Source organism: Thalassospira sp. HJ, assembly GCF_000948415.1.
Lineage (GTDB): Bacteria > Pseudomonadota > Alphaproteobacteria > Rhodospirillales > Thalassospiraceae > Thalassospira.
The window spans coordinates 106,794-125,545 of sequence record NZ_JYII01000021.1 but is presented as its reverse complement, the minus strand read 5'-3'; the positions used below and the strand labels follow the sequence as shown (position 1 = coordinate 125,545).

At 57.1% G+C, this 18,752-nt stretch carries 15 protein-coding genes; 12 read left to right on the top strand and 3 right to left on the bottom strand.

Going from position 1 to position 18,752, the window contains the following annotated elements; translation table 11 throughout:
- Window positions 1-23 precede the first annotated feature (23 nt).
- The 9 genes from UF64_RS18380 (at window position 24) to UF64_RS18340 (ending at window position 9,526) form a co-directional block, all read left to right on the top strand.
- Window positions 24-707, top strand: a complete 684-nt coding sequence (locus UF64_RS18380; protein ID WP_044830266.1) for a precorrin-8X methylmutase — start codon at window positions 24-26, stop codon at window positions 705-707.
- Entirely contained in the window at window positions 704-1,957 is a 1,254-nt protein-coding gene (locus UF64_RS18375; protein WP_044830069.1) for a bifunctional cobalt-precorrin-7 (C(5))-methyltransferase/cobalt-precorrin-6B (C(15))-methyltransferase, read from the top strand. Before UF64_RS18380 ends, UF64_RS18375 begins: the two co-directional genes overlap by 4 nt.
- Window positions 1,954-2,691 carry a precorrin-2 C(20)-methyltransferase gene (cobI, locus tag UF64_RS18370; protein ID WP_044830068.1) on the top strand — a complete coding sequence of 246 codons (738 nt, stop codon included), beginning with the start codon at window positions 1,954-1,956 and terminating at the stop codon, window positions 2,689-2,691. The genes UF64_RS18375 and cobI overlap by 4 nt, the downstream gene beginning before the upstream one ends.
- On the top strand, window positions 2,682-4,637 hold the full coding sequence (gene cobJ, locus UF64_RS18365; protein WP_044830067.1) for a precorrin-3B C(17)-methyltransferase: 1,956 nt from the start codon (window positions 2,682-2,684) through the stop codon (window positions 4,635-4,637). The genes cobI and cobJ overlap by 10 nt, the downstream gene beginning before the upstream one ends.
- Window positions 4,637-5,398 carry a precorrin-4 C(11)-methyltransferase gene (cobM, locus tag UF64_RS18360; RefSeq protein WP_044830066.1) on the top strand — a complete coding sequence of 254 codons (762 nt, stop codon included), beginning with the start codon at window positions 4,637-4,639 and terminating at the stop codon, window positions 5,396-5,398. Before cobJ ends, cobM begins: the two co-directional genes overlap by 1 nt.
- A gap of 174 nt (window positions 5,399-5,572) precedes the next feature.
- Window positions 5,573-6,976: a circularly permuted type 2 ATP-grasp protein gene (locus tag UF64_RS18355; RefSeq protein WP_044830065.1), complete on the top strand. Its 1,404-nt coding sequence runs from the start codon at window positions 5,573-5,575 to the stop codon at window positions 6,974-6,976.
- 17 nt (window positions 6,977-6,993) lie between these two features.
- A complete protein-coding gene (locus UF64_RS18350) occupies window positions 6,994-7,941 on the top strand; it encodes an alpha-E domain-containing protein (RefSeq protein WP_044830064.1) in 948 nt (315 codons plus the stop codon).
- A gap of 1 nt (window position 7,942) precedes the next feature.
- The gene (locus UF64_RS18345; protein ID WP_044830063.1) at window positions 7,943-8,761 is read left to right on the top strand and encodes a transglutaminase family protein; all 819 of its coding nucleotides are present in this window, start codon (window positions 7,943-7,945) and stop codon (window positions 8,759-8,761) included.
- A gap of 15 nt (window positions 8,762-8,776) precedes the next feature.
- Window positions 8,777-9,526 (top strand): proteasome-type protease, encoded by a 750-nt coding sequence (locus UF64_RS18340; protein WP_044830062.1) that lies wholly within the window; start codon window positions 8,777-8,779, stop codon window positions 9,524-9,526.
- A gap of 60 nt (window positions 9,527-9,586) precedes the next feature.
- Here the strand turns inward: UF64_RS18340 and UF64_RS18335 are convergent, their stop codons facing one another.
- Window positions 9,587-12,073, bottom strand: a complete 2,487-nt coding sequence (locus tag UF64_RS18335; RefSeq protein WP_235285153.1) for a plasma-membrane proton-efflux P-type ATPase — start codon at window positions 12,071-12,073, stop codon at window positions 9,587-9,589.
- Between the two features lie 138 nt (window positions 12,074-12,211).
- Here UF64_RS18335 and UF64_RS18330 point away from each other — a divergent pair, with 138 nt between their 5' ends.
- Window positions 12,212-12,853 carry a GntR family transcriptional regulator gene (locus UF64_RS18330; protein WP_044830060.1) on the top strand — a complete coding sequence of 214 codons (642 nt, stop codon included), beginning with the start codon at window positions 12,212-12,214 and terminating at the stop codon, window positions 12,851-12,853.
- Window positions 12,854-13,423: 570 nt separating this feature from the next.
- On the opposite strand, the gene UF64_RS18325 is transcribed toward UF64_RS18330, so the two are convergent.
- Window positions 13,424-13,906 carry a CHAP domain-containing protein gene (locus UF64_RS18325; protein WP_235285152.1) on the bottom strand — a complete coding sequence of 161 codons (483 nt, stop codon included), beginning with the start codon at window positions 13,904-13,906 and terminating at the stop codon, window positions 13,424-13,426.
- 146 nt (window positions 13,907-14,052) lie between these two features.
- Entirely contained in the window at window positions 14,053-15,342 is a 1,290-nt protein-coding gene (locus tag UF64_RS18320; protein WP_235285151.1) for an MFS transporter, read from the bottom strand.
- 283 nt (window positions 15,343-15,625) lie between these two features.
- On the opposite strand from UF64_RS18320, the gene UF64_RS18315 reads away from it, so the two are divergent.
- Window positions 15,626-17,986, top strand: coding sequence for an alpha/beta fold hydrolase (locus UF64_RS18315; protein WP_052657703.1), 2,361 nt, complete (start codon window positions 15,626-15,628; stop codon window positions 17,984-17,986).
- Window positions 17,987-18,128: 142 nt separating this feature from the next.
- Entirely contained in the window at window positions 18,129-18,737 is a 609-nt protein-coding gene (locus tag UF64_RS18310; protein WP_235285150.1) for a GntR family transcriptional regulator, read from the top strand.
- The last annotated feature ends 15 nt before the right edge of the window (window positions 18,738-18,752 follow it).

Sequence of the window (18,752 nt, the reverse complement as noted above, 5' to 3'; positions counted from 1 at the left end):
CTGTCCCCCTGAAAGGCGCGGTAATGTTTGACTATCTGCGTGACCCGCAGGAAATCTACGCCAAGAGCTTTGCCACCATCGAGGCCGAGGCAAAGCTTGCGCGCTTTTCAGAGGATGAACGCCCGATTGCAATTCGCATCATTCATGCCTGTGGCATGGTCGAAATGGCCGACCAGATCGCCTTTGGCGGGAATGTAGCCGCGGCGGCGATCACCGCACTTCGGGCCGGAAAGCCTATTCTCTGTGATGCGGAAATGGTCCGCCATGGCATCATTTCCCGGCTACTGCCCGCCGAAAATCCGGTGCTGTGCACCTTGAATGACGGCGATACGCATGGCCTGGCAACCGAGCTGGCAACGACGCGATCTGCCGCCGCTGTCGAAGGCTGGAAAGATCATATCGAAGGCGCAATAATTGCAATTGGCAATGCGCCGACCGCCCTTTTCCATCTGCTTGAAGCCATCAACGATGGCCGGATGGCGAAGCCTGCAGTCATCATCGGCATGCCGGTCGGCTTTGTCGGTGCCGCGGAAAGCAAGGATGCCCTGATTACGCATGCCAACGGCATTCCGTTTGTCACACTGCGCGGCCGGTTTGGCGGCAGTGCGGTAACAGCGGCCACGGTTAATGCATTGGCCCGCATGGCCCGCGATGATGATGCCACACCCGATGGCACGCTTGATCGCAAGAAAGGTGGGGTTTCATGAACGAACAATCCCCGATCAAGGGCCGCATTACGGTGATTGGCATTGGCGAGGATGGCTATGACGGCCTTTCCCCGCTGGCCCACCAAATCCTTGAAAAAGCCAGCGTCATCTTTGGTGGCAAACGCCATATTGCCATGCTGCCGGGCAGCAACATCGCCACCCAGAACAAATGGATCACGCCATTTGAAGCCAATCTGCCCCTGATCGAAGATTGTCTTGAGCAGAACCCGGTGGTGCTGGCCAGTGGCGATCCAATGTATTTCGGGGTTGGCAATACGTTGATCAACTATTTCGGGCCGGAACCGGTTTACGCCATCCCGGCACCTTCGAGCATTTCACTAGCAGCATCACGCCTTGGCTGGCCGCTTGCCGATTGTGATGTCATTACCCTGCATGGCCGCGATCCCGAAAGCCTGCGCAGCCATCTGCGCCCGCACGGCAAACTGATTGCGCTGAGTGCCGACGGATCAACCCCGGCGCTGGTCGCCGTTATGCTGTGCGAAGCTGGTTTTGATCAAAGCCGCATGTCGGTTTGCGAACGGCTTGGTGGCCCGGAAGAACGCATTACCACCCAGACCGCACAAACCTGGCAGGCGCGGGCAACATCGATACCCGACATCAAGCCGATTGATCCGCTCAATCTGATCATGATCGAACTCGAAGCTGGCCCCAACGCCAAACCGCTGCCCAAGGGTCCCGGTCTTCCTGATGATGCCTTTATCCATGATGGCATGATCACGAAATCGGAAATCCGTGCGCAGACATTATCCTCGCTTGCCCCGTTTGAGGATGGCGTGCTGTGGGATCTGGGCGCTGGATGTGGCTCCATCTCGATTGAGTGGAAGCGCATGGGGGGTTTGGCAGTCGCAATCGAACGCGACGCTGAACGCTGCGCCCTCATCAAAAAGAACGCCATTCGTCTTGGCGTGCCAAGCCTGGCGGTCGAGCAAAAATCAATTGAAGAGGCCTTGGCCTTTGCCGATCGCCTGCCCAAGCCCGATGCCATTTTCATCGGCGGCGGGATCACCATTGATGGCCTGCTTGATACCTGTTGGGACCTGTTGCCAATCCATGGGCGACTGGTGGCCAATACGGTGACGCTCGAAGGCGAAGAACAATTATTACGGTTTTACAATAAAAATGGTGGCAGCCTGACGCGCCTGTCGGTTTCCCGGCTGGTGCCGCGCGGCGGTTTCAAGGGATGGAGCAATCTGGCCCCGGTCACCCATTACCTCGGAGTAAAAGTATGAGCAGTGCGGAACGTCCCGCAACGCCCCTTCCGGTGGCCGGAACGGCCTATGGGCTTGGCATCGGACCGGGCGAGCCGGATCTGATCACGCTTAAGGCCTATAACGTCCTGCAAAAGGCCGATGTGATTGCCTATCCGGCGCTTGAGGACGGTGTCAGTCTGGCGCGTCAGATCGTTGATCCGCACATCCCAGAAGGCCGGATTGAAATTGCCATTCGCATTGAAATGGGCAAGCCCGCCGATCCGGTCTATGACGCAGCCGCACTTGAAATCGGCAAGCATCTGGCAGATGGCAAAACCGTTGCAGTGCTGTGTGAAGGTGATCCGTTCTTCTATGGCAGCTTCATGTATCTGTTTGGCCGTCTGGCAGATGCCGGTTATCCGGTCAAAACCGTTCCGGGTGTCAGTTCCATGATGGCCTGTGCCGCCCAGCTTGGCGCGCCGCTTGCCGCCAAGAACGATGTCTTGCAGGTCATTCCTGGCCCGCTTGATGCTGATCGCCTGCGCGAACAGCTGGCCAAGACCGATGCCGCTGCGATCATTAAACTGGGTCGTCACTTTGCCAAGGTTCGTGCCGTGATTGATGAACTCGGCCTGACGGATCGGGCGCGCTATATCGAACGCGCAACGCTTGAGACCCAGAAAATGGTGCCGCTTGGCGAATTGCCCAGCGATGCCAAGGCCCCGTACTTTTCCATGATCCTGATCCACCGTCGCGGAGACGCATGGCGATGACCGCCCAGAACAATAACAACAATCCGGCACTGCCGACCGATCCTATTGCCCCGATTGCGGTGATCTGCCTGACCCAGCGCGCTCTTCCGACCGCGCGCAAGATCGCATCAAACCTGCAGGGTGCGACCGTGCATGGCCTACGCACCCGGGTTTCGACAAACGATGTCGATATCGCCTTTGACGATACCATTGCACATCTGCAACAAACCTTTTCGACCGGGCATGTCATCATTGGCGTCTGCGCATCGGGCATCCTGATCCGCGCCCTTGCCCCGTTGCTGAGTGGCAAGTGGCAGGACGCCGCGGTTATTGCCGTTGATGAGGCCGGTGATACCTTCATCCCGCTTCTGGGGGGGCATCACGGTGGTAATCGTCTGGCACGCGATCTGGCTGAGCGGCTGGGTGGCTTTGCCGCCATCACCACGCCGGGCGATGCGATGCTGGGTCTTGCCCTTGATGAACCGCCAGCGGGCTGGAAACTGGGTACACCCGAAACCGTCAAACCGGCAACGGCGGCCCTTCTGGCCGGTGCATCCGCAAGGCTTGAGATCGAGGCCGGATCGGCCGCATGGCTGACCAACAGCGCGATTGCCCAATCTGATGACGGCAGTATCGTGATCACCGCCACCGCGCGCTCAACCGATCAGTCGGATGCCGATGAAACCGGACCGGAAACAGCCATCACCTATCACCCGCCGGTTCTGGCACTTGGTGTTGGTTGCGAACGCGGCTGCCCGGTCGATGATCTTTATGATCTGGTGATGGAAACACTGGCCGGACAATGTCTGAGCCCCAAGGCAATTGCCTGTGTGAGCTCGATCGATCTCAAGGCCGATGAAGCGGCCGTTCACGAACTGGCAAACCGTCTTGGTGTGCCGGCACGGTTCTTTGATGCCAAAACCCTTGAGGCCGAGGCAGACCGCCTTGTCACCCCGTCTGACGTCGTCTTTGCCGAAACCGGCTGCCACGGTGTTGCCGAGGGTGCGGCACTGGCAACGGTCGGTGCCAAGGGCAAGCTGATCGTGCCCAAGCACAAGACCAAAAAATCCACCTGTGCCGTTGCCCTGTCCCAGGATGACATCATCCCGGAGATGGTCGGAACCGCGCAAGGCAGGCTTTCGATTGTTGGCATCGGACCGGGTCAGATCGGCTGGCGCAGCCCAGAGGCAACTGCATTGATCGGACGTGCCACCGACATTGTCGGCTATCAGATGTATCTTGATCTTCTGGGCCCGCTGATTGATGGCAAGGATTGCCACCATTCCGATCTCGGCGCCGAAGAAGCCCGTGCCCGTCATGCGCTGGAACTGGCTGCGACGGGCAAGGATGTCGCCCTGATCGGATCGGGGGATGCAGGCATCTATGCGCTTGCCACCCTGGTGTTCGAACTGCTTGATCGCGAAGATCGCGCCGACTGGAACCGTGTCGCAGTGCAGGTTTCACCGGGCATTTCCGCCCTGCAGGCTGCTGCATCACGGATCGGTGCGCCGCTCGGTCATGATTTCTGCGCGATTTCGCTTTCGGACCTTCTGACCCCGCGCGAGGATATCCTGCGCCGCCTGAAAGCCGCGGCCGAGGGCGATTTCGTCATTGCATTTTATAACCCGGTATCGAAGCGCCGTCGCGACTTGCTGGCGAAAGCCCGTGATATCCTGCTTGAACATCGCCAAGATGATACGCCTGTGGTTCTTGGCCGCCAGCTTGGCCGCCCGGACGAAGAAATCACGGTTGTTCCGCTTTCGAAACTAGAAGTCGACATGGTCGACATGCTGACCACCGTGCTGGTCGGGTCCAGCAACAGCCGCCATATCACACGCGGCGAAAACGAATGGGTCTATACCCCGCGCGGCTATGCCAAAAAGGGCCCGGACGCGGCCAAGGCACCGGTCCTGAGCACATCTGCGCACAGCACTTCCGACACCCCAAAAAACGACAAGGCAGACTAATGACTGTTCATTTTATCGGCGCCGGTCCCGGCGCCCCGGACCTGATCACTGTGCGTGGCTTGCGTCTGATCGAAAAATGCCCGGTCTGTCTTTATGCCGGGTCACTGGTGCCTGAAGAAATCGTCACGGCTGCCCCCGATGGCGCACATGTGGTCGATACAGCCCCCATGAACCTTGATGAAATCATGGCCGAGATCGAGGCTGCCCACGCCAAGGGTCAGGATGTCGCGCGCGTTCATTCCGGTGATCCGTCGATTTATGGCGCAATTGCCGAACAGATCCGCCGTCTGGATGACCTCGGCATTCCCTATGACATCACGCCGGGTGTTTCGGCCTATGCCGCGACGGCAGCTGAAATCGGGGCGGAACTAACCCTGCCCGATATTTCGCAAACCGTGATCCTGACCCGAACCGCCATGCGGTCGTCGAGCATGCCCGATGGTGAAAGCCTGAAGGAACTTGGCAAATCACGGGCGACGCTTGCGGTGCATCTGTCGATCAACAACCTTGCCAATGTCGTACGCGACCTGACGCCGCATTACGGTGAAGACTGCCCGGTTGTGATTGCCTATCGCGCGACCTGGCCCGATCAGAAATACATTTTCGGCACCCTTGGCGATATCCGCGCGAAGGTCAAAGGCAGTGGCATCACGCGGACCGCACTGATCATGGTGGGCGAAGTTTTCGGTCGGAAAGATTTTACCGACTCTAGACTTTATGCCGCTGATCACACCCACGTTCTGCGCCCGGCAAAAGCCTGATTGAGGCGGGCGGATGTGAAGTCCGCCCGTTTTTTGTACAATGGGCCTGATCCGCAAGTTTATTTTTTCAGCAGATCAGTAGTTTGCTGAAAAATCTGTCATTTCAACCGTGAACATCCTTGACCGTCCCCTGCCTGCCGCCCTTTAATCAAAGGGTAATAAAGGGGAGTATGCATGTTCAACGAGATGAGTGTTGACGACCAAATTCGCGAACCTTATCGCGCCTTGGTTGACTGGATGGAAGCAAGCGGCCCCGAGGTTCTCGAACAAAAGCGCCTTGAAGCCGAAACCCTGTTCCGCAAGATCGGCATCACCTTTGCCGTCTATGGCGAGGGCGGGGATCCCGAACGGCTTATTCCCTTTGATCTGATTCCACGCATCTTCACATCCCAGGAATGGCGCAAGCTTGACCGTGGCGTCAAACAGCGCGCCCGGGCGCTGAATGCGTTTCTTTATGACGTCTATCACAATGCCGAAATCATCAAGGCCGGCATCATTCCGGCCGATCTGGTGTTTCGCAACGAGGCGTTTGAACCGGCCGTAATCGGCATTGATCCGCCGCGCAATGTATATAGCCACATTGTCGGTGTCGATATCGTGCGCACCGGGCCCGAAGATTTTTATGTTCTCGAAGATAACTGCCGCACGCCGTCTGGCGTGTCATATATGCTTGAGAACCGCGAAATCATGATGCGCATGTTCCCCGACCTGTTCAAAAGCCTTCGGATCGAGCCGGTCGAAAGCTATCCGGACATGCTTTTAAAAACCCTTAAAAGCATCGCACCGCGCAAATGCGACCGTGATCCCAATATTGTCGTCCTGACCCCGGGTGCGATGAACAGTGCCTATTATGAACATTCCTTCCTAGCCGATCAGATGGGGGTTGAGCTGGTCGAGGGGCAGGACCTGTTTGTTCATGAAGACCGGGTCTATATGCGCACCACGCGCGGCCCGGCACGGGTGGATGTGATCTATCGCCGTATTGATGATGCCTATATCGATCCGCTGTGTTTCAAGCCTGACTCGGTTCTTGGCATTCCCGGCCTGATGAATGTGTATCGTTCCGGCGGGGTGGCGATCTGTTCGGCACCGGGGGCCGGTGTTGCCGACGACAAGGCGGTTTATACCTATGTGCCTGATATGATTCGCTTCTATCTGGGGCAGGAGCCGATCCTTAATAACGTCCCGACCTGGAAATGCGGCAAGCCCGATGATCTGAAATACGTGCTTGAACACCTTGGTGAACTGGTGGTCAAGGAAGTCCACGGGTCGGGTGGCTATGGCATGCTGGTCGGACCGGCATCGACCAAGGAAGAACAGGCAGCCTACGCCAAACGGATCGAGGCAGATCCCGGAGATTTCATCGCCCAGCCGACCCTGTCGCTGTCGGCCTGCCCGACATTTGTTGAAAGCGGTGTTGCACCCCGCCATGTCGATTTCAGGCCATTCTGCCTTGTCGGCGATGATGTGCGCCTGACGCCGGGCGGTTTGACCCGTGTTGCTTTGCGCGAAGGGTCGCTTGTCGTGAACTCGTCGCAGGGCGGCGGGGTCAAGGACACCTGGATCATGAGCGATTAAAAGGAAAGGGTTGAGAGATGCTTAGTCGTACCGCAGACAACCTTTTCTGGCTGTCGAGATATGTTGAACGGGCCGAAAACATGGCCCGCCTGATGGAGATGGGCTATCGCATGGCGCTGATGCCTGCGGCCGCCACCGGCAACCGGTCGGAATGGGAATCGGTCCTGTCCGCATCAGGTTGTGTAGCGGGATATGATCCCGATGCCCCGTTGCGCCAGGAAGAGGTCGCCAACTTCCTGATCTTTAACCGTGACAATCCGTCATCAATCATCAATTGCTTTGAATATGCGCGCGCCAATGCACGCGCCATGCGCACCGCCATCACCGCCGAAATGTGGGAAGCATTGAACAATGCGCTGATGGAGCTTCGCCGTCCGTCGATGCACAATCTGGCCAAAAATGAACTGCCGGAATTCATCGATTGGGTCAAAAAGCAGGGCGCGCTGTTCCGTGGTGCCACGGATTCCACCATTCTGCGCAATGACGGCTATGACTTCATCCGTCTGGGCACCTTTATCGAGCGGGCGGATAACACCGCCCGGCTGCTTGACGTCAAATATTACGTCCTGCTGCCGGAAACCAGCATGGTTGGCGATGGTGTCGATAACTATCAATGGACAACGGTTCTGCGCGCGGCATCGTCGCTTCGCGCATTCCACTGGGTTTATCGTGATGATTATTCACCGCACCGAATTGCGCACTTCCTGATCCTTAATCCGTTCAGTCCGCGATCCCTTGCCCATTGCGCTGAACAGATTACCCAGCATCTTGAACGGCTGGCCCGCCATTATGGCCAGCGCCACAGCGTGCACCGCCAGGCGGTCGAGATGTATTCCCTGCTGACGCAAAGCGACATGGACGAGATCTTCTCGACCGGGCTGCATGAATTCCTGAACGATTTCCAGGGCCGCAACCGTATCCTGTCGCTGGCGATTGCTGACGCCTATCATTTCGGGGGGCAGTAAGATGCGCTTGACCGTCGAACACAGAACCCACTACCGCTATGAAATGCCAGCTTATCACGCGGTGCAAAGCCTTAAGCTGACCCCGGCCGAGTTCGAAGGCCAGAAAATCATCAACTGGTCGATCACGGCTGAGGGATGCTCCATCGGATCGGAATTTACCGACGGCAATGGCGATGTCATCAGCACGCTGACGGCCAACGGACCGGTCGATGCAATTGAAATCGTCGTCACCGGCGAGGTCGAAACCACCGATACCGCCGGCGTTTTGCGCGGCCACAAGGAGCGCGCCTTTCCCGACGTGTTCCTGCGCTCGACCCCGATGACCAAATCGAGTGCCGCCATCCGCAAACTTGCCGAAAAGGTCGCCAAGAAGTCCAAGGACGGCACAAAACTTGATCTGGCACATGCCCTTGCCGGTGCTGTGGCAGATGCCATTGAATATGCCCCGGGCACAACCCACGTCCATACTACGGCGGCGGATGCATTGGCCGATGGCAAAGGTGTTTGTCAGGATCATGCCCATGTTCTGATCTCGGCTGCCCGCCATCTTGGCATTCCGGCCCGCTATGTATCGGGATATCTGTTTGCCGATCAGGATGGCAAACCGCATGAGGCATCCCATGCATGGGCGGAACTGCATCTGCCCGAATTCGGTTGGGTGGGGTTCGACCCGGCCAACAAGTGCTGCCCGACCGATTATTACATCCGGCTCGGGGCGGGGCTTGATGGCCAGGTCGCCACACCCGTTAGGGGCGTACATACTGGTGGCGCGAATGAAAATTTGGATGTAACAGTCGTCATTGCGCAGTCACAACAATAGTCGGACGACAAAAAGATGACCTACTGTGTCGGGTTGATGCTGAACGAAGGGATGGTTTTCCTTTCGGACACGCGGACCAATGCGGGCCTTGATAACATTTCGCGCTATCGCAAGATGTTCACTTGGGAAGTGCCCGGTGAACGCGCGATTGTCGCACTTTCGGCTGGCAACCTTGCCATTACCCAGGCGGTGATGAGCACCCTGCACGAGGCCATCGACGATCCCGAAACCGAGCCGGGCAACTGCATCCTCAGCGCACCAAGCATGTTCCGCGTTGCCGAACTGGTCGGCGAAGCCATGCAGAAGGTGCAGCTGAAATACCATGATACGCTTGAACAACATCATGAAAGCAGCGCTGCCTCGATCATGATCGGTGGTCAGCGCAAGGGCGGCGATCAGCGCCTGTTTCTGGTCTATGCCGCGGGCAACTTTATCGAAGCGACATCTGACACCCCCTATCTTCAGATTGGCGAGCACAAGTACGGTAAACCGATCCTTGATCGTGTGATCACGCCGGATACCCCGATACAGGACGGGGTGAAGGCGGTGTTGCTGTCAATGGATTCAACCCTGCGCTCCAACCTGTCGGTCGGTATGCCGCTTGATCTGGCGGTTTTGCCCGATGACGCCTGCCAGTTTTCCGAAATCCGGCGGATTGAGGCCGAGGATAACGGCTTTCGCGCCCTGTCGGATGCCTGGTCAAATGCGCTCCGCGATGCCTTTGCCGATATGCCAGACGAGCATTGCGATATCGCCGCCGAATAAGAAAACAAGAAATCAAAGCCGGGCCAAAATGGTCCGGCTTTTTTTATCTCTGCGCCAAACTTACCGTCCGCGATGAAGTGATCCCTCAACCCGGGCCAGATGGCTGTGATGACTATGATGGCGGTGGGTCAAAAGCCGATAGACCCAGACCTTGATAAAGCCTGCCACCACAAACCAGCACAGCGCGTAGCCCCAGACCACCAGCGCGTGATACCAGCCAATCGACGGCACAAACCAGCCATAAACTGCGGCCAGCGTGCCGATAATCTGCGTGATCTCGGTCGCAAGAAACAGCTTCATGCTGGGATAGGGTTTCTGCCAGAAGAACCCCTTGTGCCGGGTGAGATAGATCGTCAGATGCCCCGCCACCAGAAGCTTCAGGAACACCAGCGTCTGGACTTCCGCGGGCGGCAGATGCAGCCACATTTCCGAGACCCACAACAAGGTAAAGGACGAGACAACCCCAATGGCGCCCAGAAGTGACGCCATGGTCAGCGTATTGCCCATATTCCATCGCACCGGGCGTTCGGCGACATCGGCATTGTCATAGGCGATCATCATGATCGGGAAGTCATTGAGCAATGCCAGCAACACGATCATCACCGCCGTCACGGGATAGAAATCAAACACCAAAATCGAAATCGTCATGAACAACAGAACGCGGATCGTTTCGGAAATCCGGAAGGTCGCGTAACTGCCCATGCGTTCGAAAATGCGCCGCGATTCTTCAATCGCACTGGTGATTACGGAAATCCCGGGTGCTGTCAGGACAAGGTCGGCGGCCGCACGCGCCGCATCCGTCGCATTGGATACGGCAATGCCAATATCGGCCTGTTTCAGGGCCGGGGCATCATTCACCCCGTCACCGGTCATGCCAACGATGTGGCCGCGATCCTGAAACTGGCGGACGATCGCGTATTTATGCTCGGGAAAGACGCGGGCAAAACCATCGGCCTGCTCAATAGCCAACGGATCGCGAGCGCGGTTGTTTTGGTCAAACACCGCATCGGCAGGCAGGATATTCTGACCCAGTCCGAGTTGCCCGGCGACTTCGCGGCCAATGGCCTCGTGATCGCCGGTGATCATGCGGATATCAACGCCCTTGCTGCGCAGTTCGGCGATTGTCGATGCCGCATCCTCGCGCGGTGGATCAAATAGCGGCAGCAATCCCAGAAACCGCCAATTACCGTCTTGATCGCTTTCTGCCACACCAAGGGCACGGTATCCGTGCTCAGCCATGGTCTTGATCGCTTCCATCACCGGGCGATAGACCGCGACACTTTCAATATCGGATGCCTCATCGCCGCACAGCAGGGTCAGAACAGCCTGCGGTGCACCTTTTGCGACCGTGAAGGTCTGTCCATCATGGGTGACTTCGGCCTCGGCGCGTTTACGGACCGGATCAAACTGGCGGAACGTGGTGACGTCATAACCATCAAGCTTTGCCGGATCGCCAAGAGTGGCAAAGACCGCACTATCAATCGGATCGTGACTGTCGGCCTCAGACGCCAATGCGGCGGCACGGATCAGGGTGGCTTCATCCTTTGCATCAATCAGAACCGGCGTTCCCACCGTCAGGTGGTTTTGCGTCAAGGTGCCGGTCTTGTCAGAACACAGGATGTCCATGCCTGCCAGTTCCTCGATCGACACCAGCCTCGAAACAATCGCCTTCATCCGGGCCAGCTTTTCCGCCCCGACCGCCAGTGTGACCGACAGAACCGCTGGCAAGGCAACCGGAATGGCCGCCACCGCCAGGATCAGGGCAAACAGCATGGTTTCCATCAATGGATCACCGCGATGCAGGGCGACAGTCATGATCAGCGCAATCAGGCCCAGCGTGATCAGGATCAGGAAGTTACCGATGCGCAAAACCGCGCGCTGAAAATGTGATTGCTTGCCGGCCCCTTTGACCAGACTTGCCGTCCGGCCAAGATAGGTCGCCATGCCGGTCGCCGTCACCATCGCGGTCATTTGCCCCTGACGCGCCACCGCACCGGAATAGACCTCATCGCCGACCTTCATATCAATCGCCAGCGACTCCCCGGTCAGTGCCGACTGATCAACCCGCAAATAATCACCCGCCAACAGTTTGGCGTCGGCGGGAATGATATCGCCAAGCTTGATGCGGATAATGTCGCCCGGCACCAGTTCGCGCGCAGGCAGATCCGACCACTTGCCGTCGCGCAACACGCGGGCATCCGGGGCAAGGCGTTGTTTGAGGGCGGCGATGGCGTTATCGGCCTTGAATTCTTGCCAGAACCCGACCCCGGCATTAAGCACCAGCATCACCATGATGATCGCAAAGTCCGACCAATGCTGCACGACCGCCGACAAGATGGCTGCACCTTCGATCATCCAGGGAATTGGCCCCCAGAAGAATGACAGAAGCTTCTTGAGCGCGCTGGTCTGATCATCCTTGAGCCGGTTTTCACCGAACTGCTCGGTCCGACGGCTTACCTCGTCCTGCGCAAGACCGGTTTTCGGGTCTGTTTGCAGCAAGGATGGATCAATTTCGGGGAAATCGCGTTTGGCAGTCTGTTCCATCATGATGGCGCCTCTTTGCCCCTTTTGGGTTCGCATGTGCGATGTGGGGAACGACAATTGTTCTAGAGTATATTGCACCGCACAACATTGTTGCACATCAATCCGGTCGACAAATCAATTGTCACAAATTATCTATAAAACATGACAAAACGCAGCACAGACACCACGGTCGCGGGCCGCATTACCCGGGCACTGGCAGAGCGGATCATTTCCGGCGAATTCGCACCGGGCATGAAACTGCGTCAGGACCATTTCGCCGAGGAATTCGGTGCCAGTCACGTGCCCGTACGCGAAGCATTCCGTCGCCTCGAAGCACAGGGCCTTGCGGTCAGTGAGCCCCGTCGCGGGGTGCGGGTTGCCAGTTTTGACGTTGCCGAGGTCCGTGAAGTTGCCGAAATGCGTGCATCGCTTGAGGTCCTTGCATTGCGCCATGCCGCCCCGCATTTGACCCCCGAAATCCTTGATGCGGCAGAGGACCATAATCGCGCTGGCGAAAATGCCGCTGACGTTCATGCCTGGGAACAGGCCAACAAGGCTTTTCACCGCGTGATCCTTGAACCCTGTGGCATGCCCAGATTGCTTGCGACAATTGATGACCTGCATGCGGCCAGCGCACGTTTCCTGTTCTCGGGCTTTCGCATGGAATGGGAAGCCCCGACCGATCAAGACCACCGTGCGATCCTCGCCGCACTGCGCAGCAATCAGATCGACGTCGCCGCCGCAACCCTTGCCCGACATGTAAAATGGATTGGGAACAAGCCCGGTAAAATGGTCCGCTCCTAGACGCCTTTCCGAGTGCATCGACCCAGATCATTTCCCCAAATTCCCCGCCCGTTTTTTGACAAAACGAACCGATCCGAGTGAAAACGCACTCGGATTCAGGATTACGTGCACGGAAATTCACCTCGAAGACATAAATTGCGCTCAAGCATCGCTATTTTATAGATAATATTTTCCTATTTAAATCATATAATTAACAGACACATAGGTAGAAACATCGTGGAATCTCTCTGACTCCACTATTTTGCCGTTGATTTCAGCGCCCGACCGCGGCGTAATTAACAGATCGAACGTCATTTTATAGATAATTTTAATTCAAGGCGCCTCAGAACGGAATGACGCCCCAATGTCGCAGAGCAGACTCCGCCGCCAAGTCGGTGTGGGAAATTGCACTGCACAGGGGTCCGCCACCGCCAGAACGGTGCTTCTGAAAGCCTTGTCGGGTTCAACCCCCGAACCCGTGCCGCCCGCACGGGTTTAATTGGCGAAGCTCTCTATCCGTTGGGGGCTTCGCCACTTTTCTTTGAGATGCGGGGGAATACGTCGCGCCAGCTAGGCGCCCGGGCAAAAGACCTAGTTCGCCTCGGCAGTTTCGCGCGGCTGATAGATAAAGCCATGCGCCGGATAAACACTGCCAAATGAACCCAGCGTGTTCATCATGCGCACTTCCGACCAGTCATTGTTGGGCGATACATCGACCACCGGCTGACGGTAATGCACCTTGCCGCGCGTGCGCGAATCGCTGCCCCAATTGGCGTGGTTCACAAGGATCTTACGACTATCAAGAATGGCAGAGACTACGGCAACATGGCCGAGTTTGAGGCGTGAGGTCTTGCGCAGCGCAAGAACGGCCCCGACCTGCGGACGATTGCCGCGCTGGAAGTTTTTCTGACCGGCCTGACCCCACCAGGTCCAAGCATCGCCATAAATCTGGATGCCGGAAACTTCGCGTGCATAGGGCACGCATTGCAGGAACTTGTCGGTGGGTGTGAAGTTGTTCAGGCGGGAAGACGGAATATTGACGCTGGCAAGGGTCTGGACGGTGTCACTTGGCATCGGCCCGCTCGGCCGGGTTGCAGAATTACCTGTGGTAAAACAGGCCGAAAGCAACAAACACAGTCCGACAATCCCAACCAAACGCATCTGGAAATCCCCATCTTCTCACGATGGATCACCATAGGATGGCAGGCCTTAATAATCCTTTACCGCAATGCACCCGCACCCGGCAAAGCGCCGATCCGATACAGCCGCCAAAGGCCGACACAGGCCGCACACAGGATCAAAACACCCGATCCCCGCGCGGTATATTGAATGTGACCGGCCTCGGAAATCGCCCCCAATAACGTTCCGCCAAGCGCCATGCCGCCAAAGCTGGTCGCACTCCAGAAACTCATCACCCGACCGCGCAGGCGGTTATCGACGGTGAGCTGAAGCGCCGTCTGCGAGCCGACACCGACCAGCGTCAATCCGCCCCCGGTCAGTGCGACCAGAACCACCGCCAGCTCATACCAGGGCGCAAACCCCAGCCCCGTCATGCCAATGGCAGCAGTGAAGGCACCGATGATGGTGATCCGTTGATAGGCAATGGCATCCGATGAAATCCGCGACAGGATAAAGGTCGATGTCACCGCACCGATCCCGGCACTTGATGCCAACATGCCAAGCCCGGTGACACCGCGGTCATAGACTGCCTCGGCAAAGACTGGCATCAGTTCGACCATGCCGGTCCCGACCAGCGAGACGAAACAGGAAAGCGCCAGTACCGATCGGATCATTGGATGGTTCAGCGCATAGCTTGCCCCATCAACAAGCGACGTCCAGATACGCCGGCTTTTGGCATCTGGTGCGCGTTCCATGTGAATGGTCACCACCGAAATGACAAACACCATCGGCAGGTAACTGATCGCGTTAATCATAAAGGCTGCCCCCGTGCCCCAAGTGGCGATCACCACACCACCCACCGCAGGCCCGACCAGCCGCGAAATATTGAAATTCATCGCGGCATAGGCCACCGCCCGGTTCATGAAGGCGCGCGGTACAATCACCGGCACGAGTGAGAGGCGAATGGGCGTCATTGCACTGCCAAGGATCCCCATCGATCCGGCCAGCACCACCATCCAGGGCAGGGTCATCATGTCAGCATAGGACAACCCCATCAGAAGGAACGAAACACCCGCCTGCCCAAGATTGAGCAACATGGCTGTCCGCCGCAAATCCACCCGATCGGCCATGACACCGAAAATCGGGCCGAGGAAAAAGGCCGGTGCGAAATTAAGGGCTGCGATCATCCCGGTCCAAAAGGCCGACCCGGTCAGCGACCATGCCAGCCAGGACATGGCGATTTTCTGAATCCAAAGCCCCTGGGTCGTGATGCATTGCCCGACAAGAAACAAAAGGAAATTGCGGTCAGAAAAAATCGATCCTTGTGCCGCATCCTGATTGGCTGGCTGGCTGGGTTGATCCGGATCTGGGGCAGGGTCGGGAACAGGCACGAGGCCTCCAATCATGGGGTCGGGATCATGAGGTGGCGATGACACCAGACCGTTTTTGACAGGAACACACGGGCAGAATGCAGCCCGGCAAGTCACGGGATTATACGAAAGACAGGTCGCTCAAGCATCAATTCTTCGTAAATCGAAGACGGCGTGCCTTCCAAAACCGGGAATTGCGACACATATCTATCTTAATAACGAAGTCATCAATAACAGATAAAATCGTCCAAGAAACCAACGCTTTATATCAGGGCTTCGACCCTGGGCCGGGATATTGCCACGCATGGTTCAGACATTCCGCGACATCGAACGCGAACAATTCGCCATCAGCCCGAAGACCTGCGAATGGACCATTCGTGCGATGACGGCATTGCGCGCCAATATCGACATCAACATCAAGATGCACGGGCCGCGCGACCATTTGTCGCAGGGCGACATTTTCATGTTCAACCACTTCGCCCGGTTTGAAACCTTTATCCCGCAATTCCTGATCGCGCTTGAAACCGGGGTTTATTGCCGATCCATTGCGTCGGGCGAGTTTTTTGCCCAGGACAACACGTTTTCCCGATATCTGCGCGCCCTTGGCGGTGTGCCGAATGACTATGAACGGCTGTTGCCGTTTCTGGCCGAGGAAATCCTGCGCGGGGGCAAGGTCGTGGTCTTTCCCGAGGGCGGAATGGTCAAGGATCGCCGGGTTCTGACCGATATACGCCCGCACCCCAAACGCCCTGACTACAGCATCTATTCCAGATCGGCTGATACCAGACGCGCGCACCATACCGGTGCGGCCTTGCTTGGACTGTGCATTGATGGCTTCAAGATCGGGCTGTCAGCCTTGATCGAGAAGGGCAAAACCCACGAACTCAAACGCTGGGCGGCCCTTCTGGAGCGTAGCGAAGATGATCTGCGCGCGACCCTTGCCAAGCCGACCCTGATGTTTCCGGCCAATATCACCTTCCACCCGCTGCGTGTGGATCAGAACCTTTTGGCGCGGGCCGCCGACATGTTTACCGGCGGGCTCAGCCCCAAAATGGCCGAGGAAATGATCATCGAAGGCAATCTGATGTTCAAGAAGACCGATATGGACATCCGCCTCGGCGACCCGGTCGATCCGCGCGATCAGTTCAACTGGCTTGATCGTCGTTTGTTGGCAAAACGGGTTGAGCAGGCCACCTGCATGGATGATCTGTTCAAACCGGCCAAGACCCTTGAAAAGATCACCGACCGCATTCCGCAATTTGCCATTACGCGCAATATCAAGCCGCTCCGCGATCGCTGCATGTCGGTGATGTATTCCAACCTGACGATCAATGTCAGCCATCTGGCATCACGCCTGATCATGATGTGGCTTGAGGATGGCGTGACCGAGATCGATATCAGCCACTTTGACCGCACGCTTTATCTGGCGATCAAGAACATCCAGCAGGCTGAAAATGTCCATCTGCATCGCGGCATGCGCAATCCGGCAGATTATGTCGGCATTTTCGAACTCAATTGCCCGCAAATCCGCTTCTTTATCGATAGTGCGGTTCAGCTGGGCCTGATTGAACGTCGCGATCAGAAATACTGCTTCCTGCCGAAATTGCAGGCCGAGGCGAGCTTTGATCAGATCCGCATGGACAATCCGATCATGGTCTATGCCAATGAAATGGCACCGATCCATGCAGCCTGGCAGGCGCTTGAGCGTGCGCGGATCGAGGTGGATCATCTAAGCCCGACCGACATCGCCCACCGCCGCTTTGATGACGAAATTTTGGCTTGGCAGTGGAACCACAACAAATTCCAGAAACCGAAGTATGATGCGATCAACAGCCAGGAAACGGCGACCGCCGATAGCCGCCCCTATTTGCTATTGCCCAACGGGCAGACGCGATTTTCCTGCGGTGTGTTGCTAGTGCATGGTTTTCTGGCGTCCCCGGCGGAACTCCGCGAACTGGGTGACAAGTTCGCAGCCATGGGCCATGCGGTGATGGGGGTTAGGCTTGCCGGGCACGGGACATCACCCCATGAACTGCAAAAACGCAAATGGACCGACTGGCTGACATCCGTCCGGCGCGGCTATGAAATCCTGAGCCCGTTTTGTGATCAGGTGATCATTGTCGGCTTTTCAACCGGCGGGGCACTTTCGGCCATTCATGCCGCCGACAAACCCGAAAAACTCCGCGCACTTGTTCTGGCAGGCACGCCGCTTAAACTCCGCAATCGCAATCTGATGTTCGTGCCACTGCTGTATGGCGCGAACAAGCTGATGGGCTGGATGCCGTCCGCGCAGGAGTTACTTAGCTTCCGGCCCAACGAATCCGAACATCCCGAGATCAATTACCGCAATATCCCGATTGGCGGATTGCATCAATTGCGCCAGACCGTGGCCTCGATGCAGCGCCGCCTGCCGGATATTGATTGCCCAACCCTGATCCTGCAGGGCGATGGCGACAAGGTTGTTGACCCGGCCAGCGCCAACATGATCCGGCGTCTGGCAACCAGCACCAATGAGAGTACCGAGATCGAGGTCCAGATGTTGAAATCCGAACGTCACGGCATCATCAATGAAGACATCGATCATGCCCACGACCGCATCATCGACTTCATCCAAAGCCATTGCGATACGGCCGATGCGCAAACAGAAGCCATCCCCGCCGAGTAATCGCGGGTTGCATTCCCCCATTGATATATGCCGCTACCAACTGCGCAACGTCGCCCTTCGCTGCCCCATCACCTTCGACCCGCACACACTTCTTATTGACGAAAAATGCATCCCGTCATAGTTTGGATCCATGGATACAAATATGATTACACAGGCCCTGCGTGAAGAAATCGAAGCCGGCAGCTTGCCGCCAGGCAATGTGCTTAAGCAGGAAGAACTCGCTGCGCGCTTTGGCGTCAGTCGCCAGCCGATCCGCCACGCGCTTGAACGACTGCACGAATCCGGTTTGCTTGAAAAGCGCCCGGACAGAAGCCTTGCCGTCACCGGGTTAAAGCGCGAGGACGTGCGTGAGCTTTGCCAGATTCGCATCTCGCTCGAGGTCAGCGCGCTTGAGCTGTGTGCCCCCAATCTGAGTCCGTCGGCCCTGCGCAAGGCCAGGCGGATCAATGAGGATCTGTTTGAAGAAGACGATCCCGACATGCTGGCCGAGCTGGATCAGGAATTTCACACGATCCTCTATAGCGCATGCGGCAATCAGAGGCTGCTTTCGATGATCGAAGGCTTTCGCGGCGAGGCCAAGCGCGCCTATGCCCTGCAGCCCAAGGGATCACAGCCACGAAGTGCATTTTACGAAGAACATCAGCAAATTCTTGAAGCCCTTGAGGCCCGCGATATCGCCACCGCCAGCAAGGTATTGAGCACCCATATTGGCGTCACCGCCGGCACATTGATCCCGATTGATCAATCCTGAAGACCGAGGAGCCCA